Origin of the sequence: Imperialibacter sp. (assembly GCF_040222815.1) — a bacterium.
Classification (GTDB): Bacteria; Bacteroidota; Bacteroidia; order Cytophagales; family Cyclobacteriaceae; genus Imperialibacter.
In genome coordinates, this window is record NZ_JAVKCH010000018.1 from 133,822 (window position 1) to 156,084 (window position 22,263).

The 22,263-nt window shown below is 49.1% G+C and carries 15 protein-coding genes; 5 read left to right on the forward strand and 10 right to left on the reverse strand.

Annotated elements, in window-relative coordinates:
- Positions 1-11: 11 nt before the first annotated feature.
- Together RIF36_RS07555 and RIF36_RS07560 are read right to left on the reverse strand one after the other, a co-directional pair.
- Positions 12-1,190 (reverse strand): J domain-containing protein, encoded by a 1,179-nt coding sequence (locus RIF36_RS07555; RefSeq protein ID WP_350129920.1) that lies wholly within the window; start codon positions 1,188-1,190, stop codon positions 12-14.
- 102 nt (positions 1,191-1,292) lie between these two features.
- Positions 1,293-2,393 carry a T9SS type A sorting domain-containing protein gene (locus tag RIF36_RS07560; RefSeq protein WP_350129923.1) on the reverse strand — a complete coding sequence of 367 codons (1,101 nt, stop codon included), beginning with the start codon at positions 2,391-2,393 and terminating at the stop codon, positions 1,293-1,295.
- 943 nt (positions 2,394-3,336) lie between these two features.
- On the opposite strand from RIF36_RS07560, the gene RIF36_RS07565 reads away from it, so the two are divergent.
- Positions 3,337-4,326: a S41 family peptidase gene (locus RIF36_RS07565; protein WP_350129927.1), complete on the forward strand. Its 990-nt coding sequence runs from the start codon at positions 3,337-3,339 to the stop codon at positions 4,324-4,326.
- A gap of 124 nt (positions 4,327-4,450) precedes the next feature.
- On the opposite strand, the gene RIF36_RS07570 is transcribed toward RIF36_RS07565, so the two are convergent.
- On the reverse strand, positions 4,451-6,085 hold the full coding sequence (locus tag RIF36_RS07570; RefSeq protein WP_350129930.1) for an alkaline phosphatase D family protein: 1,635 nt from the start codon (positions 6,083-6,085) through the stop codon (positions 4,451-4,453).
- A gap of 642 nt (positions 6,086-6,727) precedes the next feature.
- Here RIF36_RS07570 and RIF36_RS07575 point away from each other — a divergent pair.
- Together RIF36_RS07575 and RIF36_RS07580 are read left to right on the forward strand one after the other, a co-directional pair.
- Complete coding sequence (locus tag RIF36_RS07575) at positions 6,728-6,958, forward strand: hypothetical protein (protein WP_350129933.1); 231 nt, start codon at positions 6,728-6,730, stop codon at positions 6,956-6,958.
- Positions 6,959-7,882: 924 nt separating this feature from the next.
- Positions 7,883-11,209, forward strand: coding sequence for an amidohydrolase family protein (locus RIF36_RS07580; RefSeq protein ID WP_350129936.1), 3,327 nt, complete (start codon positions 7,883-7,885; stop codon positions 11,207-11,209).
- 181 nt (positions 11,210-11,390) lie between these two features.
- Here the strand turns inward: RIF36_RS07580 and RIF36_RS07585 are convergent, their stop codons facing one another.
- From RIF36_RS07585 to RIF36_RS07595, 3 genes are all read right to left on the reverse strand, one after another.
- Complete coding sequence (locus tag RIF36_RS07585; RefSeq protein ID WP_350129939.1) at positions 11,391-12,230, reverse strand: 3-keto-disaccharide hydrolase; 840 nt, start codon at positions 12,228-12,230, stop codon at positions 11,391-11,393.
- Between the two features lie 240 nt (positions 12,231-12,470).
- Positions 12,471-13,103, reverse strand: coding sequence for a gluconate 2-dehydrogenase subunit 3 family protein (locus RIF36_RS07590; RefSeq protein ID WP_152000569.1), 633 nt, complete (start codon positions 13,101-13,103; stop codon positions 12,471-12,473).
- A 5-nt stretch (positions 13,104-13,108) separates the two neighbouring features.
- Positions 13,109-14,845: a GMC oxidoreductase gene (locus RIF36_RS07595; protein ID WP_152000568.1), complete on the reverse strand. Its 1,737-nt coding sequence runs from the start codon at positions 14,843-14,845 to the stop codon at positions 13,109-13,111.
- A gap of 455 nt (positions 14,846-15,300) precedes the next feature.
- Between RIF36_RS07595 and RIF36_RS07600 the strand changes: the two genes are divergently transcribed.
- The gene (locus tag RIF36_RS07600; RefSeq protein ID WP_350129942.1) at positions 15,301-18,198 is read left to right on the forward strand and encodes a CHAT domain-containing protein; all 2,898 of its coding nucleotides are present in this window, start codon (positions 15,301-15,303) and stop codon (positions 18,196-18,198) included.
- On the opposite strand, the gene RIF36_RS07605 is transcribed toward RIF36_RS07600, so the two are convergent.
- The 3 genes from RIF36_RS07605 to RIF36_RS07615 are packed head-to-tail and all read right to left on the reverse strand — an operon-like array spanning position 18,166 to position 20,257.
- Positions 18,166-18,909, reverse strand: a complete 744-nt coding sequence (locus RIF36_RS07605; RefSeq protein ID WP_350129945.1) for a hypothetical protein — start codon at positions 18,907-18,909, stop codon at positions 18,166-18,168. The genes RIF36_RS07600 and RIF36_RS07605 overlap by 33 nt on opposite strands.
- A 28-nt stretch (positions 18,910-18,937) precedes the next feature.
- Positions 18,938-19,675, reverse strand: a complete 738-nt coding sequence (locus RIF36_RS07610) for a hypothetical protein (protein ID WP_350129947.1) — start codon at positions 19,673-19,675, stop codon at positions 18,938-18,940.
- A gap of 9 nt (positions 19,676-19,684) precedes the next feature.
- The gene (locus RIF36_RS07615; RefSeq protein ID WP_350129950.1) at positions 19,685-20,257 is read right to left on the reverse strand and encodes an RNA polymerase sigma factor; all 573 of its coding nucleotides are present in this window, start codon (positions 20,255-20,257) and stop codon (positions 19,685-19,687) included.
- Positions 20,258-20,395: 138 nt separating this feature from the next.
- On the opposite strand from RIF36_RS07615, the gene RIF36_RS07620 reads away from it, so the two are divergent.
- Positions 20,396-20,605 carry a response regulator transcription factor gene (locus RIF36_RS07620; RefSeq protein ID WP_152000563.1) on the forward strand — a complete coding sequence of 70 codons (210 nt, stop codon included), beginning with the start codon at positions 20,396-20,398 and terminating at the stop codon, positions 20,603-20,605.
- Between the two features lie 291 nt (positions 20,606-20,896).
- On the opposite strand, the gene RIF36_RS07625 is transcribed toward RIF36_RS07620, so the two are convergent.
- Complete coding sequence (locus tag RIF36_RS07625; protein WP_350129953.1) at positions 20,897-21,955, reverse strand: Fic family protein; 1,059 nt, start codon at positions 21,953-21,955, stop codon at positions 20,897-20,899.
- Positions 21,956-22,263 lie beyond the last annotated feature (308 nt).

Below are 22,263 nucleotides of genomic sequence, written 5' to 3' on the forward strand. Positions count from 1 at the left end.
AGTGGAATTGATCAATGGCAGGCGACCACGCCTTCAGGCAACGGGGCAATTCTCGCTGCCAGGTCTTTGTATTGGCAGGCCACCTTTTCATCGCCCACCGTCTGGTAGCAGTCGGCTCGTAGCAGGTAGATTTCCTGCGCCTTGGGCCATACATTGGCGAGCCATTTCGTTTCATGCAGGCTTTGTTCCACGTTGCCCACAAGAAGATAGCCCCTTGCTTCACCCAGAAATATATCAAGATCTTCCCGGCCCACATTCCCGCTATGTATCAATATGATATATGCCTCTCCAAACGACGAGATGTAACTATTAATGACGACATCTGCTGCTTTATGATAGTAGTCGAGCGACGCTTCATAGTCCGATAGGTTATCCCGGTAAATCTCGGCCATGCTCTTCAGGATGTGCCGCTTTTGCAATCCCGATTGCAACAGATTGGTGTACGTGTCGATGGCGGCGTTGAATTGGTTGGTTTCTTTGTAGCATTGGGCCATCCTGAGCTTAAAGTCAAAGGATTGGTAAATCAGGTATGGTTCAGCAATCAGGTAGCTTTCGAGTGCAGAGCGGTAATCCTTTGCTTCGAAAAATACGTCGCCGTCGTGAATCACTTTGGAAAGCAGCGACTCTTTGAAATCTTTGATATATTCTTCAGTTCTATAGAAGGTCACAAAAGGAGAGAGGATTTTCAACGATTCGTCCACATGGCCAAGCTCTGCTTCTTTTACTGCCGTATCAAAAATACCCCTTCTCTCATCCAGAAGGGCTTCCATTTTCATGTTCTGGTAAAAGGCATAAGCTTGCATGGCAGCCATGATGACCGTGGCCAGTGCCAGTGAGAGGCCGAAAGCCCACAGTGTGCCCTTGTTGTTGCGCTTGAGCTCCTCGTACGAATACGTGCTCTTTTTGCCTCCTCTCGCATAAGGAGGTCGCCTGGTCTCATAGGTTTGGGAGGGAGGAGTGTATTCATACGTGGGCACGCTGTACTTGAACCGGTAGTCGTAGTTGGCCTTTTGAATAGGGTCGGATAGTACCTGGTAGGCCATGTTGATCTCCTTGAAGCGCTCCTCCATGGCAGGGTCACCAGCATGCTTGTCAGGGTGATAGGTCATGGCCAGCTTTTTGAAAGCAGCCTTGATCTCGTAATGCCCCGCCTCTTCGGGAACGCCCAGTATTTCGTAGTAGTTGCGCAAAGGAAATTCGGTTCTGAGAAATGAATTTAGCGATTATCCTTGAAAAACGATGAGCGATGCTGTTTTGTTGCTAATTAGCGCATGTCCCGTTGATAGGGAAGGCTAATTCTTCATCAGTCTGATGGTTTGCTGACTGCCTCTCGACTTCATGTGTAAAAAATATACGCCAGATCGGTTGTTTTCCAGATGCATATTGAGATAATCTTCCACCACCGACGACGTCTGGTTGGCAGTCTGAAATACCACCTGCCCATCGGACGACGTAAGTGAAATTGAATCAAACGAAGAGTGCTCTGAGTCCAAGCTTACATGTCCTTTAAAGGGGTTGGGATATACAGTGGCCAGACTTGTGCCTGGTTCGGGGTTGCCGAGGTGGTGCATTACGGGGCTTATCGACTGCGTACCATCGAAATCGGTCTGGGTGATTCTGAAATAGACATTAGCTCCGCCAGCTAGATCTACGAAGCTGTAGTTGGAGATGGATTCGGTGTTGCCATTTCCTTTCACGGTGCCTATTTCCTTAAATGTCTGCGTGTTGTCGCATGATTTTTCGATTGTGAATCCTTCGTTGTTGACTTCGGAGGCAGTAGCCCATTTTACCTCAACCGACCTGCCGTCGCCCTTTTCTACCTTTGTGTAAAGCCATTCTACAGGAAGGGGGGAGCTACACCCGGTGCCGCAGCATCCGTCGGCGCAATCCGAATCACCCGACATTAAATTCGTGCCGTTTTCGTAGTAAGTGCCGGTTACTGACATCGTGCCGCTTCCAGCCACTGAGCCCAGGGGGTTATTGTAGAAGTCACCCCCAACGGCGACGTCTCCGTCGTTTGTTAGCCAGCCAGTGGTAGGAATTAGTACAATAGTGGCCCCATTATAAAACGTGCCTGTCATTGTAACTGTGCCAGTAGAGTTAACTGTTAGGGTACCAGTATTCACAATAATGTTGCCATTGACGATTAGGTCACCGTTAACCACTATGTGGTCATTTATAATAAGGTCGCCGTTGATGGTCATTGTGCCATTGACAGTAAGGGTAGGGTCGCTTATTATATTACCTTGCGTAACATTGCCTGTAACGGTGCATGAGCCCGTTTGCGTTTGGTTCGTGGAGTAGTTGGCAGGGCAAGCAGCCCAGGCACTTTGGGTAGTGAACTCAACCATAAGAGCCAGATAAAAGAAAAGAGGTAGTAACAAAGCTTTCATTGAAGGAAAGATTAGTGTTGAGAATTAAACTCACTACTAAATTAGGCGCTTCGTGCGACTAACCGAAAACCGGATTTTTTTCAGACTGTTATATCCAGGCCATGGCTGAACTATAAATTGTGAAAAACTGCAATTGATGTATCAACCTTACTCCGTTTTTTGTTGCTCGGAGTCGGCAGCAAAACAATTGAACATTGGCTCACCAGGATAATGAAGGGTTTTCACAAACAGGTTGCGGTTTTTTTTATACTATTTCAAAAAAAGTATGTCGCATAGTACTAAATCGTATTTGCAGTAAATTTCTGGGTTTGCTCTGAGGTGCAACTGTCTGTTTTTGTTGGGGTTGGGTGGGAGAAAAGTGATGCACCGACCACATAAGAATTGCCGGGCATTGTATTGAACTTCGAAACAGACCGAGTGCCGTAGGTACGGTATATAGAAACCACGCCAGGGCGTGGCTATGGTGCGAAGGGCTGGCACCGATCGCAGTGATATTACACTCCGTCCGGGCCCCTTCAGGGCTTGCAGATCGCCAGCCGCTCCAGCACCACCAGTCCCGTTAGGGACGACATGGCGGTAACGCCAAAAGTAGGGCAGTGGAGTAGAGCGAGTGCCGTAGGTACGGTATATAAAGTATCGCCTTGGCGTGTCTGCTTCGGTGCGAAGGGCTGGCACCCTTCGCAGTGATATTACGCCCTTACAGGGCTTGCCAGTGGCGAGACCTAGCCACACTGCGAGTCCGGTTAGGAACGACGTGGGAGGTAACGCCATTGGCTCAACGACCAGTTTCCTGGCATTTTATTTGTATCAAATAGGTGTTATAGCTAAGATAATTGTTCTTATAAAGGTGTTTTTCTGTAGAAAATGATCCACTATTCGTTAGCATTTCACTGGTAGAAATATTCAATAGAGCCGTTTTCCTACTTACTTGACTTTGCATATTATGAACTTTCCAAAACGATCCTCCCTTTTCGTGGCCATGATGGCCGCAAGCCTGCTCTTTGCTGCCAGCTGCAACAAAGACGACGACCCTACCGAATTGTCAGCGGAAGCCGAGAGTTTCCTGACTGAGATTTTGGACATCATGGAAGCCAACTCAATCAACAGGGATAAAATAGACTGGACAGTCTTTAGAGAAAAGGTATTTGCTAAGGCTATAGGAGCAAAGAGTATAGAAGATACCTACATCGCTGTTGAGGAGGCATTGACATTGCTGGGCGACAACCACAGCAGCTATAGAAAAAGTGGCGGAGCAGGCACTATCTTCGTTGGGCAGCTTAGCTGCGAAGGGCAAAATAATGTGCTGCCCACTATTCCGGATAACATAGGCTATGTGAAAGTGAATTTTTTTTCGGGAGGGTCTGCCGACGGAGCAGCGCTTTCCTTTGCACGAGCCATACAGTTGCAGATCAAAACTCAGGACAGCGAGGATAATATTGGCTGGATTGTGGATGTGAGAAATAATGGTGGAGGTAATATGTGGCCTATGATAGCTGGGATAGGGCCTATCCTGGGCGAGGGAGTCGCTGGTTATTTTGTTTATCCCGACGGATCGGAAGAGTCGTGGGGATATCAAGCAGGTGCTTCGACTTTAAACGGAAGTGCCGTGACAACGCTGACCGAACCTTACGAGCTGATGAAGGATAACCCTAAGGTAGCGGTGCTGTTGAACAATGGCATTGCGAGCTCAGGCGAGATAGTGGCGATTAGCTTTATAGGTAGGGAAAATACCAAAAGCTTTGGTGAAGCTACCTGCGGATTATCCACCAGCAATACCGCTTACCAAATCAGCGATGATTCATTGCTGATCCTCACTACGGCCTACCAGGCCGACCGGAACAAGAACGTCTTTGGTGTCCCCATAGAACCTGACGGCCCAACTAGCAGCGAGGCCTCGATCAACCGGGCAATTGCCTGGTTACAAGGGGAGTGAGGTTGTTTCTAAGAGGTTGGCATTGCTGTTCTGATGTGAAGGTTAACTTAAGGTCATTGCTCGTGGTGTGAAGGTCGTCATCGGTCAGATGGTGTGGCTAGCTATAGGTCACTTGGCTTGCCTCTTACTCTCCTCCCATGGCCACTGTAAACGGCCACCCCTCAAACTGTCCGGCGTCGCCCTTGCTTACATCTGCTTCTCTGGGCCAGCATTCAAAGGTGACACTTTTGTTCTCTTTGTTGAAACGAATCAATCCGTAGCCTGAGCCACTGGAAGGGCTTTCAGGGTTGACATAGGCATACATGGTGATCTTGTTATTGAACCCATCGAGATAGTCGCCCGTCCAGGGTAGGTTGGTAGCGGTATTCGGATGGGCACCTGCTTTTCCATCAGCAGGCCACCACCAGCGGCTGTAGTAGTTGTTGACAATGGCAGGCACTACAAATGCCCATGGGCCATCGCCAAACTCGTCGATGCCATGTTTGATCACCGTGGCCAGGTGCTGGTCGCCGGCAATGTGCACTGCACCGGCAGCCCTGATTTTCTCCAGTGCTTTGTTGCGGCCGGTCTGGGGCCAGCCGTTGGAATCGAGGTCGGCATGCAGGCGGTTGGTGGAATCGCCGTGGATGTGAGCACCACCGCAAAACCCGGTTTGCGAAAGTACCGCTTTCATCACGCCCTGGCTTTCGGCGCCCCACTGGTCAAGGAAGGCAAGCTGCCTGTCGCCCAGTAATTGCAGGCCTTCCACATCAATGGACGCTGGGTCATAATCGGGATTGCGGATGTGATCGGGGCGTGGGCCCTGCTGCGGTATTTTTCCACCCGGACCCGATTTGAATTTGCGGTCTTCGATGATGGCAAAGTCAACCCCGCCAACCATCAGGTTGGTGTAATACACGCCAATACCCTGCTCTATGGGCGTAGGGTCGAACGGGTCGGGCAGGTGGGCCGTTTGGCACCGCTCCACCATTTTCACATATTGATCATGATAAAAGTAGCCTCCGTCATCACCTTGCACCCGGGAAGCCTTCCTGCCATTTTCACCCCAAAGATTGCCCTGTCCAATATCATGGTCGTCGGGGATGGTAATGCAGGGCCTGGTGCGAAAGGTCTCTTTGAACTGCTGCCCGAACTTGAGCCATGCTGCCGTGTGCTCGGTGTGGTCGTACGACTGATCGCCAGCGAAAAACATGAGGTCAGGATCCTGGAGGTTGATGTTGCGCACAAAGTTGGCCCTGTCGCCCCGGTCTCTGTTGGAATTGCAGGAAAGGGCTGCTATAGAAATATTGCTGTTATCTACCGGGTCTTTGCGAATGAGTCCTTCGAAAGTTGCTGAGTCGCCGTGAAGGAGGCGGTAGGGAGTGTCGAGGGTGCTGTCCCAATCGGTCACCCGAAACAGTGCCGACCAGCCCAGGTCGTTGACCTTCGCTGTTTGGATTTCCTTCCAGCTGCCGACTTCTTTTACTTCGAGTCGAACCTCCCGTGATTCATCGGGATATAAAGGGTAGAGCTGGGCCGAGAGCTTGAGGGTATTGTTGGACACCGTGTAAAGCCCAAAGGCCACCACTTCGCTGCGGTGCACTTTCAGGTCAATAATGGGATTGCTGGGTCGGTTCCACCAATCGTTGGTGGCCAGGGTATCGAGTTTCTCAAATGGTGCCGTGACCAACGGCTTACTGTTGGTGTAGTCTTTTGGCTGGTTGCCTGGTGCGCAGGCAGCAAGGAGCAGGAGGAAGGGTAGGTACAAAGCGTGTTTCATTTAGCTAATATAGTAGACATTCGGTGTGGGCGTACAAAAAATGATGAGAAAGAGGAAGGTTTCACGCAGAGGCGCAGAGCCGCAAAGGGAGGACAGCAGAGGAGGAGGTTTCACGCAGAGGCGCCGAGCCGCAAAGGGAGGACACAGAGGAGGAGGTTTCACGCAGAGCCGCAAAGCCGCAAAGGGAGGAACGCCAAGGAAGGGAAGGTTCTCGCAAACGATGCAGAGGAGTAAAGGAGGAGTTCCGTAGGGATGAAATGTGTCTAAAACCACAGGCAATACCCCAACGATGGAGCGAGTGCCGCAGGTACGGCACATCAACTACCGGAGAAGGGGGATGGCACGCCAACCAGTGTATCGTCGGTAGACGGGGGCAAGGAAGAGGAGGGTTCACGCCGAGGACGCAAAAGGAGGGAAGTTTCTCGTAGAGGCGCAGAGTCGCCAAGGGAGGACACAGAGGACGAATACGCAAAGGTCCCAAAGGGACGTAGTTTCACGCAGAGGCCGCAAAGGGGCGGAAACCTCAATGTCAGTTGGTCATTCAGCACATTGCCAGGCTCAGAAGGGTGCATTACATGCTGCTGCCATGCTCGGAATAATGACCAAAATCGTTATCTTTATCATCGTAAAAAAGGGAAGACTATGCCTCACGCTATTAACAGAGATTTGCTACAGGAATTGGAAAAGCTCGGGGAAGGCCAGCAGGAGAAGGTGCTTACGTTTACCAGGGAGATGCTCACCAGCGAGGAAATGGATCGGAGAGCGAACCTTTCCGAAGAGGCTATTTCAGGAGGAAAAGTAAAATCGTTCGATCAGTTTGACAGAGGTTTTGAGGAATGGATGGCCCAGAAGAAGAAGAACGATACGAAGTAATAATTACCAGTCCTGCAGAGCTGGCGTTTTACGAAGTGCTGGAGTATCTGTTTGACAACTATACATTTGATCGGGCCGAACAAGTTGCCCATTCTCTCAGAAATCTTACTAAAAGCCTTTAACTCCTTCCAAAAAGGGGAACCATAGAATCCAGACTCAGCCATCGGGCTAACCAATACAGGTTTATTCTTTTCAGAAGAAGCCCACGAGCTGACATTAAAGTCATCTATTACATCGAGGAGAGAGAAAGGAAGGTCTATGTAACGGATTTCTTTCCAACAGAAAACGACGATAGCCAGATCGGGTAGCGCAGCAACCAGCAAGTGGTGATGGTAGTTCGGCCGGATTTGGTTCCGAAACTGGAGTGCCTCGTTCCGGCATCGGGTTCCGGCATCGGGTTCCTGCATCGGGTTCCACGTCGGCTCCGCTTTGCTATCGCTGCACTGCGTGACGATCGAGTAACAATGGCGCTTCGATTGACCAATGCCTCCTTGCGTGAGGGACAGAGCCCCGAAAGCTTTCGGGGTTGGAGCCCGCTGTTGGTTTTTCGTGCGTTGGCCGGCGACTGGTGAAGGCCCGACCCCTGCCGCCGAAATGGATTATCGGGTGAGTAGTAACATTCCGGCGGCAAAGGGGGCACGCCCAAAGCTGTTGAAGCATTTGTTGATGGGGTGATTGGAGACACGAGGATTAAAGAGGTTACTACTTGCAGGAACGCAGAGAGTAACCTCTTTAATTCAATCCTGCTGGCAGAAGCGCAGAGTAACCTCCTTTCATTCGTCTCACATGAACGAGACAAGGATGCCCTCCGATGTCTGACGCCTCTTTCAGGGTGGCTATGGCCGTGCCGACGCCCCCAAATAATCCCCGTTGTATCTTTTGCCTTTTTGCCCTAACTAGCAGGCTTTTACTAATTAACCCAAAATGAAAAGAACAACAACCCTGGCCCTAATGCTGTGCCTTTCAGTGGCGGCACTTGCCCAAAAGAAAGATGACAAAAAGAAGGGCCTTCCCCTGGACTCTCTTCGCACCATTCCCATTGAAGTAAACGAGGGGTCGTGGATTCACCTTGATGTGAGCCCCGATGGGAAGACCATTGTGTTTGAACTGCTGGGCGATATTTACACCCTGCCCATAGTTGGCGGGCAGGCATCACGCCTGACGAAAGACATTGCCTTTGATTCGCAGCCCCGCTTCAGCCCCGACGGCAAGGAGATCGTTTTCATTTCCGATGCTTCGGGCGGAGAGAATGTGTATGTGATGACACTGGCCGATACGACAAAGCGCCAGCTCACAGAAGGCAATAACAACGTGTTTCAATCGCCGGAATGGACGCCCGATGGTCAGTATGTGGTGGTATCGAAAGGGGCCATCCTGCGGAGTGTACCAAAGCTACAGCTATTGCACAAAGATGGTGGCAGCGGCATCGAGCTTATTAAAGAGCCGGAGCAGCTAAAGACAGTGGAGGCTGCCTTTGGCCCTGACGGCCGCTATATCTGGTTCAGCCACCGCAACCGCAACTGGCAGTACAATGCTGTGTTTCCGCAGTACCAGCTGGCTGTGTACGACAGGGAAACGGGCAAATACGAAACCAAAACAAGCCGCTACGGCTCGGCCTTCAGGCCCACGCTGTCACCCGACGGCAAATACCTGGTGTATGGCAGCCGCCACGATGCAGAGACAGGATTGGTGATCAGGACACTGGCTACTGGCGATGAGAAGTGGCTGGCGTACCCTGTGCAGCGTGACGACCAGGAATCGATTGCCACCCGTGACGTGCTGCCCGGCATGTCGTTTACGCCCGATAGTCAGTTTCTGGTGCTGTCGTATGGTGGAAAGATCATGAAGCTGCCTATCGCCGGTGGTGATGCGGTAGAGATTCCGTTCACGGTGAAAGAAGACCTTGAGGTGGGGCCGTCTGTGCATTTCAACTATAAAATCAGCGATGACCCAACCTTCATAGTGAAGCAGGTCAGGAACCCGGTGCTTTCGCCCAATGGCAAGAAGCTGGCTTTTACCGCCCTTGACCGACTCTACGTAATGGACTATCCGAACGGCACGCCTTCAAGAGTGACCACCTTTGATATGACAGAAGCCCACCCTTCCTGGTCGCCAGATGGCGCTTCGCTGGCTTTTGTGACCTGGAGCAATGCAGCCGGTGGCCATATATACAAAACTACGTTTGGGAAGAAAACCACGCCGCCTGTGAAGCTGACGCAGGAGCCAGCGGTATACCGTGACATCGCCTGGAGTGCGACTGGCAGGATAGTGACTTACAAAGCACCTATGCAAGCCATGACCGACAGCTACGGCCCTACTGATGCGCTTGGTGTTTCGCAGGATCTGGTATGGATTCCTGATGGGGGAGGCAAACCCACGGTAATTGCTACAGCAAAAGGCAGAAACGTGCCTCACTTCACGGCCGACAAGGACAGGATTTTCCTCTACGACGATGAAAAAGGTCTCGTTTCTATCCGCTGGGACGGCACGGATGAAAAAGCTTATTTGAAGGTGACTGGAAAGACAGTTCCTGGCACGAAAAAGCCAACAGAGGCTGACTATATTAAAATGGCACCCAAGGGAGACAAGGCCATGGCGCTGCTCGATAATGAGGTTTTCCTTGTCACCGTACCCATGGTGGGTGGTGAAACGCCCAGTATTTCTGTAAATGATCCGGACAAGGCGTCGTTTCCAGCCAGGCGGTTGACCGATCTCGGTGGGCAGTTTCCAGCATGGACAACGGATGCCAGCGCCATCACCTGGTCGATAGGTAATGCGTTTTTCTACTACGACCTGGCCAAAGGAGAGGCCTTTGCCGATAGCCTGAAGCTGTCTGAGAAGGCCAAAGCGGAAGAAAAGAAGGAAGAGAAAAAAGACGAGGGCGACGAAAAGACAGAAGAAAAAGAAGACGAGAAAAAAGACAAGCCCACTTTTAAGCCCGACGAGTTGCGTGTGAAAGTGGAGGTGGCCAGGGATATACCCAAAGGGAAAGTTGTGCTGACTGGCGCCCGGGTGATCACCATGAATGGCACGGAAGTGATTGAAAATGGCGCTGTTTATATCGAGAACAACCGCATCGTAAGGGTAGGGAAGGCGTCAGAGATCAATGCACCCGCTGATGCGCAAGTGATTGATGTGAAGGGCAAAACCATCATTCCCGGCTTTGTGGATGCGCATGCACACATGTGGCCGGAGTGGGAAATCCATAAAGATCAGGCGTGGATGTACACCGCCAACCTGGCCTACGGTGTGACCACCACCCGTGACCCGCAGACAGCCACTACGGATGTGTTGACTTACGAGGACATGGTGATGGCAGGCAGGATGCTGGGGCCTCGTATTTATTCTACTGGTCCGGGTGTTGGCTATTGGAATACCAACATTCGTGACCTCGATCATGCCCGGCAGATCATGAGGCGCTACAAGGAGTACTTTGACACGAAAACGATCAAGATGTACATCACCGGCAACCGCCAGCAGCGGCAGTGGGTGATTCAAGCAGCCCGTGAAAATGAGCTGATGCCAACAACAGAAGGTGCGCTCGACCTTAAGTTGGATTTGACGCAGGTGATTGACGGCTTCCCCGGGCATGAGCATTCGTTTCCTGTTTATCCGCTGTATTCAGACATTACGTCGCTGCTTGCTCAGCTGAAGACGGCTTACACTCCCACATTGTTGGTGTCGTATGGTGGCCCCTGGGCCGAGAACTACTACTATGCTACCGAAAAGGTGCATGATGATGAGAAACTGTCGCATTTCACTCCTCATGAAGAGTTGGATCAGAAAAGCAGAAGGAGAGGAGGCAATGGCTCGGGTTGGTTCATGGACGAGGAGCATGTGTTTCAAAAGCATGCCGAGTTTGTAAAGGACCTTTATGATGCGGGTGGTTTGTCAGGCATCGGCAGCCACGGTCAGCTGCAGGGGCTGGGCTACCACTGGGAGCTATGGTCGGTGGGCTCCGGTGGGCTTACGCCGCATGAGGCGCTGAGGGTGGCTACCATCCAGAGCGCTGAAGATATTGGCCTGAAGAATGAGTTGGGTTCGCTTGAGGCAGGTAAGCTGGCTGACCTTATTGTACTGGATGCCAATCCGCTGGAGAACCTGCGGAACACCAATACGATTCGCTTTGTGATGAAAAATGGCAGGCTGTACGATGGAGCGACGCTGAGCGAAGTGTATCCGACCAAAGTAGAAAGGAAAGACTGGCCGTGGAATAACTTTAAGCCGGTGGGTGTGCCTGGGGTGAAGTAGGCAGGCAAGCTGCCAATCCCTGAAGTGGCCAGGACGGAATGGCATAAAACAGGATGGTGGTGCAGCTCCATCCTGATGCTGGCGGACGCCAGATTGAAGGAACCCACATGCCTGTCCCGGCTGGGCAGACGCTTGCGGGATTTCTGAGAATTTACTCTTCTCCTTTGCGTGAGATTACTTCCTACTTCCGATACCCCTCCGGTACTTCGATGCCTTCCAGGTTCATCAGCTCCACTTTCCTGAATTGGATGGGGTGGCTTTCGCTTTGCAGGGAAATCCAGCCTTCGGTGAGAGGCATGCCGTCCTGTTTGGCAGCGGGGTCGAAGCGATTGACTACGCCGCCGCCCACTTGAGGGCGGGTGTATTCCAGCACATTCATGCCATTTACATAGTGCCGGATCAGCGAGTCGCCCAGCACAAGTGTCTCCACTCTTACCCACACTTCACCGTCGAAAGTAGGTGAAGTGGAGTTGATGCAGTGGTCTGTAAACAGGGAGTCGCCGAGAAACACATGTGTGCCGGGCGTGCAAAGGTTGGCCGTAGGTCTTTTACCGCTACCCAATCCGCCCAGGAGTTGCACTTCGATGGAGATGGGGAAGTCTTGTTCCACAGTCATGGTGGCCGGATCCTGGCCATGCACCATGATGCCACTGTTTCGCTCAGCCCAGCCTTCGCCGCCGGTGACCTGCTCACCAACGAATCGGTATTCGGTGGCGATGATATATTTCGAGAACTCCTCTTTGTAAAACAGGTGCCCGTACTGGTAACGAAAGGAGTCATATTGGTCATAGGCTACGGTCAGTAAGCCATCTTCCACCCGGAAGGTATTGCCGAAGTTGTCATTCACAGGATGCCCGCTGATCTTCGGAATCCAACCTTCAAGATCTTTGCCGTTGAAAAGCTGCTGCCATTCCGGCTGTTGGGTTTCAGTTACCTGCTCAGCTTGTTTTTGATGGGAAGAGCAGCTGTAAGCGATGACAAGAAGGGTGGCTGTAAATGCCTTGTATTTTAAAATATTCATTGCTGGTTGGTTTAAGGGTTATTTAGGGTGTGGAAACACACTCACGAACAAGATGAAACGGAAGGGTGTGAAGACTACCCTGACACTACACTTAAAATGGGATGTAAAAAATACATCAACAAACGCAGGGTTGGAAATGAAATAGGGTGTGAGACACACCCTAAATTCATTTGTAAATTTAATCCGGTAGGACGTGCTTCAATGCCCCACCCCGTTCTGGTGCGTTTTTCACGAACCTGCTTAAGCATCGTAGCTTACGCCAAGTCGATCCAGCCACTCCTGCGGAGCGCCGTTCCACACTGTGGGGCGGTTGCCCATGTACTGCAGGTCTTCCACTCCCAGTTTGCTGGAGAAAAAGCCTGTAAGCACCAGGCTGCGGAAAGTGCTGAAAAAGGCTACCCCCTGGCTGAAAACAGGGCTGGCGGTTTGTGGATAGGCGATATCATCCAGTATCTGCTTTTGTTCTGCTTCCGAAATAGAAGTGAAGTTCTTGCCGAAACGTTTTGTGCTTTCAATGTTCATCCACCGCAGTCCACCACGTATGGGCGTTTGCATATACTCTCTGTCGATCAAAGTGAATTCAATGAATTCTGTTGTAAGGGCATCTTCTGCGCTTCCTGACTTATCGTCGGCAGGGATGACAAGGTTGGCCAGCACCTTCACCATTTGTCTTTCCTCGTCGGTGAAAAACTTCTGATTAAGCATTTCCATCACCTCAGGGGTAAGGTTGGCATAGCCCTCGGGCATCTCTGTCGGGTGCACATGTTCTGCCATTTCGCCTTCCTTTCCTGGTTCGCAGGCAATCAATGCGGTGGCGGACAGGGAGGCTAACGTAATATATTTAAGGGAATCTCTTCTGCTAATTGGTTCCATGTTGATTAAAGGTTTTGTTGCTTCATCTGATCAATGATGTAATCACAAGTTCTCCAGCTCAACGCCAGAATGGTCCACGTAGGATTCTTGTCGGCCTGCGACACAAAAGGCCCTCCATCACAAACAAAAACGTTTTTGGCTTCATGCGCCTGACAGTAGGCATTCAGTACACTGGATTTAGGGTCGTTGCCCATGCGGGTGGCACCCACCTCGTGGATGATACGCCCGGGAGCCGCAATGCCATAGTTGCTTTCAGGGCCGGGTTTTGGCCCCGTGAAAATACCGCCCATGGTGGTCAGAATCTCCTCGAAGGTATCCTGCATGTGCTTCACCTGCTTGATCTCATGGTCGCTCCATGTGTAGTTGAACCGTAGCACTGGGATGCCCCATTTATCAACGACATTCGGATCAATTTCACAGTAGTTGTCGTAGCGGGCAATAGATTCACCACGACCAGAGAAGCCCACAGTGGCACCGTAGAGCGTGCGGGCATCCTGCTTCAGCTGAGCGCCATAGCCACCCCCGCTGGGGCGGGTCTTGCCGTCAGGAAGCTTCAGGTGCTTGTTGAGGTTTTCAATACCCGACATATAGCCGTACCCAGGCATATCACGGCCTCCCCAAATTTCGATGTGATAACCCCTGGCAAAGTCCAGTTTCTTGTTGTCGAGCCACCAGGGAGTATACACGTGCAATCCGCCTACGCCGTCTTCATTGTGAGGGATGCCATCCAGCAGGGCAGGAATTAGCGCCGAGCGGGAAGCACCGGTAGAGTCTGTAATGTAGTGTCCAAGTATGCCGCTGCTGTTGCTGAGGCCGTTAGCATGTACCGACGACTTGGAATTCATCATCAGTCGGCCCGACTCGCAGGCGCTGGCAGCCAGGATCACGATCTTGCCTTTTACGTGGTAGTCCAGCCCGTCTTCTTTGCTCACATAGCTTACACCTGTGGCTTTTCCTTCTTTGTCCGTAGTCACTTCTCTGGCCATGGCACCATTCAGAATGGTTAGGTTGCCGGTAGCCAATGCAGGCCCGATCAACACTGAGGGCGAAGAGAAGTTGGAGTGTGTGCTGCAACCCCGGTTACACTGCGAGCAGTAGTGGCAGGCGGCTCGCCCGTTGTGCGGCTGAGTTAATATGGATAGGCGGGAAGGAATCACTGGTATTTTGATCTCGTCACACGCTTTTTTTACCAGCAGCTCGTAGCCACGAGGCTTTGGAGGGGGTAGGAAGTTGCCATCGGGTTCGTTGTAGATGCCTTCTTTTGAACCGAAAACGCCTACCAGGTCGTCCACCTTGTCGTAGTAGGGCTTGATATCGTCGTAAGAGATTGGCCAGTCGTCGCCAAGGCCATCTATGCTTTTCCGCTTGAAGTCGTTGGGGCCAAAGCGCAGGGAGATGCGCCCCCAGTGGTTGGTGCGGCCACCCAGCATGCGGGAGCGAAACCAGTCGAACTCTGTGCCTTTGGTGCGAGTGTAGGGCTCGCCCTCCAGCTCCCAGCCACCGAAGGCAGCATCGAACTCACCAAATGCTCTTTCTTTGGTGCCAGCACCACGGCGTGGAGAAGAGTAATTCCATTTGAACATATCGCCCTTGGCGGAGTCGAAATGGGGGCCAGCCTCCAGCATGAGCACTTTGGCGCCAGCCTCGGTAAGCACTTTGGCAGACATACCACCACCAGCACCTGAGCCGACGATTACCACATCGTACTCCTCGGGGACTTCTTTGATTTGAAATGCGGACATAGTAGGATAAAAAGATTAAGCGTTTTCTAAATATCCTTCATTTTACGAAAAAGGGTTGGGAGTGGAAAGGGGTTTGTGTATTAAAGTAGGAGAGGAATGAGTGGGAGAGTTTGGAGGTGATGAATGGGAGATGGAGTTGGGAGACCGGAGACGGAAGACCGGAGTTGACCAATACCGGGGAGGCCCCATAAGTTTTTATTGCATGTGTCAGGAACGGTATGATCAACCAGATTGAGTCAGTATTGCTGGGATGTAATTCAAAGCTGCTGCAACATAACAGCAGGTGTGAAAAAGCCGGGAGAGGAGATGTTTCTGGCCTTTTAATGCAATATTGAATTGGCTTAGTCCTATTCTTCAAACTAATTGTCCCATATCCGTCCAATCCCCTTTGAATGGTCATAGTATTTTGGCAATTTATATATTGATCTCAACCTGATTAATTGACTAATCAATAGATGCGACTCGCCTGCCTTACCTGCACCTTGTTTTGCCTATTCTTTTCCTTGTCCGCCCAGCCGCCTGATTTCGAATTGATCAGGAAGGATTTGGAGAAGGTGGATTCGCTGATTTTTACGCTTAATCAAGAGAAAGCATATCCCATCATCAAAAACCTGCGCAAGCAGCGCTTGTCGCATGAGGCCGGGTTGTTGCTGGATGTTTACGAAGCTCGAACACACTTTCACAACAGAGAGTTGGAGAAAGGACTGAAAATGCTCAGGACTCTGAAGGAACCGGTTGAGAGGAAAGGTGATGCTTATCTTAAAGGAAATTGGCTATTGGCTAAGGGTATTTATCATTTTAGAGAACGGGAAAATGATAGCGTTGTTGTCACTTTGAACAGGGCGGAAATAGTTTTAAGGCAGTCTTATACGGAAAAAAAGGTTCCACTTTTTTTTGCAGTTCACTACAAAGTGCTGACGTACTGGTGGCGACTTGCTAAAAGCAGAGAAGGGTTGCGGGAAGCTGAAAAACTGATGGATCTCGTTAGATCGCATTCACCAAAATCGATTTTCTATGCCGACGCTTCCTACTCGCTCGGAACTCTCTATCAGGATAAATATGACCTTGAAAGTGCTAAATCTTGTTTTTTGGAGTCCCTCTCGATTGCTCAGAATAACCAGTGGGGTCAGCTTGTCAATGATTGCCTCGTGGCGTTGGGTAACCTCTATTACAACGCTGAACGTTTCGGTGACGCCACGGATTTTTACGAAAAAGCGATTGATCAGGAAATTGAAAGAAATGGCGTTAATAGTAGAAGTTTAATCAACTATTATAACAATTGTGCCAGTGGCTATAAAAAAGCCGGGGTGCCAGATTTGGCTTATCAGGTGCTCCAACGTGGTAAATCTTTGGCGGCCCGGGTTGCAGGACAAAAGTCTCTGGAATCGTCATGGTTTAGTTTGAATTTGGCAAATTTCTTTCTGGATCAGAAAAATTACGATTCTGCACGCTATTATTTTAACGAAAACCTATCTCTGAAGACATCCCTTGTTGGTTTAAAACACGATGATGTAGGGTGGGCATATGGCGGATTAGCTGAGTTCCATCACAAAATGAAGAATAACGATTCGGCGCTCTACTTTATTCAAAAGGCGATTGTTGCGGCCCACCCTACCTTTGAAAACTTTGGAGTTGGCGAAAATCCTCCCTTTGACACTGTGTTATATAGTAATAGCCTATTCACCTTTATGTATCGGAAAGGAGTATACCTTCACAAGAAAAGCCTCGAGAGCACAAGTGGTGTCTTAAATGATGATGTGTTTTTCTATTACAACGAATTAGAGAACTTACTCTTGTCAAGAAGAGAAATCTATTCTGGAGATATGACAAAGATGTACATGTTCAGTGACATGAAGAAGGTGTTTGAGCTGGGTCTCGACATATGTTATGCTCGCATGGCTATTGCATCCGACCGTAAACGGATGTTGGAGAGGAGTTTTAAAATACTTCAAATGAGCAAATCTGTCCAGTTATTGGAAGAAATACTTTTAGGAACAAGAAGGGATGGAAATGGCGTCGAACCGGGCCTGCTCGACTCACTTAAAAAGTATGAAACCTTGTGGGCGACATTTGAGGACTTGTCAACAGAAAAAACTATCAACAAGCCGATGATAGTGCGAAGGCAGTTTGTGAGGAGCAAACTTGACAGTATTTCTACCGTCCTTTCATCTAACTATCCACAGTTCAGTAATATTGATTTGCAAAACAATCTTGGGGGTCTTGACCAGCTGTCCAGATTTTTATCGTCGTCTTCGTCTTACTACGCAGAGTTTTTTTGGGGGGCAAACTCCATTTATTGCATGTCTTATGATGGTGACGATTTTGTTGTAAAAAAGGTTGCTGATGTCAATCAAGTGGGCAGTGAGCTGGCCACAGTGCTGGGTATTTTGACTGCAAACAAGCAGCAACCAGAACTTTTCTCTGCATCTGCATTTAAGTTATCCTCCATGCTATTCAATAACGCCTTTCTCGATCATCTTGAGTTTGCACAAGTTTTATATCTAGTTCCAGACGGACCCCTGTCTTTTTTGCCATTCGAGGTACTACTCACTGCTGAGCCAGGTTCAAGTGATGGATTTGACACCTTCAAGTATTTGTTGTTTGCTGCTCCAATCGCCTACTCCTTCAGTTCTCAATTGATGATCGCTTCAGGCCACGAGCGGGTGAGCGCTGAAGAAGTTGTTGGGTTGGGATACTACAATTTGTCAAAAACCCGCACCAATAATCTTCCGGGATCAAAGAAAGAGCTTGATTTAATACGACGATACTGGGAAGGCGAGTTCGTTTATGACGCATCTCGGGACGATTTGCTTAAGAATCTCAACACAAACAAAATCCTTCATGTCGCAGTACACGGAGGCACAGACACTTTATCTATTTTTGGCTCCTATCTAAGTTTTGCTAACAAAGAAGGTCGGGAGTTGAAGGTTTATTCGAATCAACTACACAATGAAAAAACGAATTCCCCGCTTGTGGTGCTTAGTGCTTGTCAGAGCGGTTTTGGAAAGTCGGTTAAAGGGGAGGGTATATTAAGCTTGGGAAGGGCCTTTAGATTATCCGGGGCCAGGGCGGTAATTCAAAGTCTTTGGAGAACTGATGACGATGCTTCGGTTGAAATTATGGGTGCGTTCTATCGAGCGATGCGAATTGGTGAACCGCCGCTAATGGCGCTATATGAAGCAAGAAAGAAACTGGTCTCGAAATCTGATTACAAAACAGCCCATCCGGCAAGATGGGCTTCATTTGTTTATTATGGAAATTTAGAAGAAAGGGACTCTCACCCTCTCTTTATTATGATGGCACTAGCTTTGGCAGGCCTTCTATTTTTTCTTTACATCATACGCAAGAGGTAAAACCCGCATTTTGCCGTCAAGGGGAAATCTAACCCGACCAATTTTGTATGAAACGCTATCCTTGAGCGATACTAATACGCCTGTAGACTTTAGAAACATGAGTGTTGTATCACCAAAGGACACCATGCCGTATGGATTGGCGTTTCCATAAATCAATCCATTGGTATAGGGATCTTCAACTATCCCGAATCTGTCAGGGCTATTGTTGGTTATTATTTTTACCTCGTCAGGCAGAACGGAGTGGGGGTGCCTACATTGAGACCCATCTTCAAACTCGCAGAGATCAAAGGCAATTGTCATTGGGTGATCCTGAGCTAGCCCCTTTAGCATGGTAGTTCTCACTACCATGGAGTAGTTCTTGTTCGTAAACTGGAGATTGGGAAGATTTCCGTTGTTTATTCCGGGAAGCAGAAAAGTGTCTGCTGTTGAGTCATATGTCGTCAGTGCATACACATATTTATGTATTCTTTGCGCTGAGTCTGTGGTCGATTTTTTATCACATTTCGAGCACGGGTTATGTACCTCTCCGTTAATATGGGTTCTGCGACCTTTTTTTCTCAGGTCTTCCAGATCAAGATCCGGGTGGTAAAAGATCAGCGTGTCAACCGTGCTTTCGGAGTTATCTGTTGACTGTCGGCTGCTCCCACAACTTGCCCCAACAATTGCCAGTAAGATGATGAAAACACTGGGATTTGTAATTGAATGCTTCATAATGGTAAGTATAGGTTGAAAATAAAGTTTATATAGCCTTCAATATCGCCCTGCTCCTCTCCTCATAAGCCGTGCCCGACTCTGCCAACTCCTCAAATAACTCTTTCGCTTTCTCCTCCTCGTCCAACTTCAGCCAGGCCAGGGCCAAATACCATTGCACCTGTGTTTTGTAGTCTTCAGCTTCCCCAATTAAAGGCTCCCAGATACTCGCTGCCTTCGCCGCCTCATCATTGGCCAAATAGCTCATGCCCAGGTAAAACAGCGTGCCTTCGTCGGGTTTTTGAATACTCTCAAAGATTTCAATAGCCATGTCATAGTCCTCGTCGGCGTATCTCCTGAAGGCCAGGTCTTTGCTCGTCAGGCTGTCTTTGGCGCTACTGTCTCTGTAAATCGGGGCCTCCACATTGGGGTATACCTCAAAGTATTGGGCATACAGCGCCTGTGGCTCCGTACTTCTTAGCAAAAAGAACCAAGCAGCTACTACCAGCAGCGCCACCGAGGCTGCCACTGGCAACCAAACCTTCCAGCTGAAAGTGGCCGCTCCGGTAGGTGCCGTGTCGACAATGTCGGCTTCTGCCGCCTGAATCGACTGCCAGGCTTTCTCCAGTTCTGCTCGTTCCAGTCCTTTCTGTAAGTATCTCAAATCCTCGAACAGTTGTGCGAAATCTTTTTCTGCCGCCAGCCTTTGCCGGAATTCTTCTTCCTCGCTTTCTGAAAGCTCTCCGTTGAGGTACCTGTCGATTAGTGCTATGTCCTGCTCTTCCATTTACCTCTATTAGGCCAAAGCCATTTGAATCTTTTCTTTTTGCAGCAGCTCCCTTAGTTGCTGTAGGCACTTGTACTTTTTGTTCTTGGCCGTTGCTTCGTTTTTGTAGCCAAACTCTTCCATCAGCTGCCTGATGCTTGCACGGAAATAGTAAAACCGTGTGAGCATACTCTGGCACGGATCGCCCAGTTTTTCGATGGCCTTTTTGGTGGCCTCCAGCAAGCTTTCCTTCAGTTGGGCTGCGTCGGTCGCCTCTTGTCCTTCCCCTCTGTCATCCACCCATTCCAGGGGATTACTGCTCAAAGGTATTTTCATGCCTTCCCTCACCATCTCCTTGTACACATTGAGTCCTATGCTGAACAGGTAGGGCTTTATGCTGTCGTGCATCATGGTCATTTTTCCCTTCACCACATTGTTGTAAAGCCGCAAGGTGGCTACCTGATAAATGTCCATGGCGTCGTCGTTGCTCATCTTATATTTAGCCCGGATCATGGCGATAAATTCCTGACGGTATTTGCTATATAATTCGCCGAGGGCCTGCATGTCTCCGTTTTTAAGCGAAGCGATCAAGGTTTCATCCATTCCGGTTGTAGTATAATGATTGAAAAGACTAAAGGTCACCTAAAATACCTAAATATAAGTAGCAGCAAAAAAATCCAGAATGTGCGGTGACCTTTTCTTGGAATCGTCATAAGGTAGTGTATTAAAAATGAAACTATCATGACCGAACAAGCCAATCCATTAACGAGAAGAGAAAAGGAGATCATTGAGCAGTTGTCGTTTGGCTACAGCGCCAAGCAGATTTCGGACATCCTTTTCATTAGTGAATTAACCGTAGCCAAGCACAAGAGCAACCTGTTTATGAAGCTGAATGTGAACAATACACCGCATTTGGTGAGCCTGGCCTTGAGGGAAGGACTAATTTGTTAAAACTATACGCCCAAGGAATTTACCACATCAACAACATATAAGTAGGTAGTAGAATCTTTTAGTTAGGTACACAGATCAGTGGAAAGCCGGGGGTGGGTAACCTTCGGCTTTTTTATGTCGGCGATGGTGCATCGGCAAACTGCCAGCGTAAGATCAAGAAAAAGCCCGTCCTGAAGGTTTTTTTGGCGGTTTTACAAGCATAGAAAAAATACGGTGTAGGTATGCCTGCTACCTGGCTGGGGTAACACATGAGGGTAAAAACCTCTCTGTTTACCTGCATGAGATTGGCCGCTATTCCTGATGGTGGTATCGAGTGCCCTTTCTCTCTCCAATCTTTAACAATAACCCTTCATTGACCAGGTAAGCCATGTCTTTCTTCAAAGTGTTTCGTGAATGAGTTTTAAATGCTTCCTCTATTTCGCTCATACGAACAGCCTTCCGCTTTTTGACGAACTCAAGCACTGCTTGCTGTCTTTCGTTCAGCTCTTTTGTTAACTTGCTGTAAACCTCATATTTTGCTTCTAAGCGCTTGATAAGTGTAGACAGACAATCCAGGAAAAATAAGATCCATCTGTCTATCCTTTCGGTTTTCTTGTACCGGTTTTTCTGGCCTTCCATCAAAGCCCTGTAGTAGTCTTCTTTCCGCTCTTCAATGATATGTTCAAATGATACGTACTGAACGAAACCATACCCTTGTTGCATGAGTAGCAAAGTGGTCAATAACCGTGACAACCTTCCGTTTCCGTCCTGATAGGGGTGGATGGATAAAAATTCGTATACAAAAGCGGCTGTAATCATCACCGGATGCATATCTGCTTTTGTCAGGCGTTCGTCAGTCCAGTTTAACAACTCTTCCATTTCCCTGGATGTCAAAGATGGCTCTGTCGTTCTGAAAATGGTTCGCTGTGTTCCGTCAGGATAATTAGCCACTACCTGGTTAGAAAGGGTTTTATACTGCCCCTTTTGGCTCTGGTCTTTGGCACTGTGCTTTAGTAGCATCCCATGCAATTGATGGATATATCTTTCTGACAACGCTATGTCCGTATAATTATCCAGGATGACTTGGAGCGTTTCATAATAGCCAACCACTTCTTGTTGTTCTCTGGTGGTCAGCTTCGTAATTTTTACAGACCTAAGGAGCTTTTCAACTTCTGCATCTGTCAATGTTGCTCCTTCGATTCGGGTAGATGAACCTATGCTTTCTATGGTCGCTATTTTCCTGAGTTCTTTGAGGTGTTTGCTGTGCTTTAGTTCTATTGATTGCCAGTTTCCTTTGAAGCTGTCAATAATACTTAGCAGCTTCATCAGTTGTTGGAAAACATCTCCGCCGAATTCAAGTTTTTGATTCATTGCCATCTGATTTTTATGGACATATCCAAATAACATCCAAATGTATCCATAAATAGTTCCTTCTCTATTATGTATTTTCAATATATCCAAAACGCATCCAAATATACCCATAAATCTTCTTAGTCAGAGGCGCCAAAGGATATGAGTTTACCGCTATCAACTTGCCCCTCAGGTCGGTGGGAGTTTGGACACACATTAGGAAGAAGTAGACCCTGGTTTCTATAAGAAGAAGGAAGGGAAGGTGTATCCGGCAGGCACTATTGCCCCGGAAGACCTTGTGATTACCAGGCCGGGTAACACATGCCGCA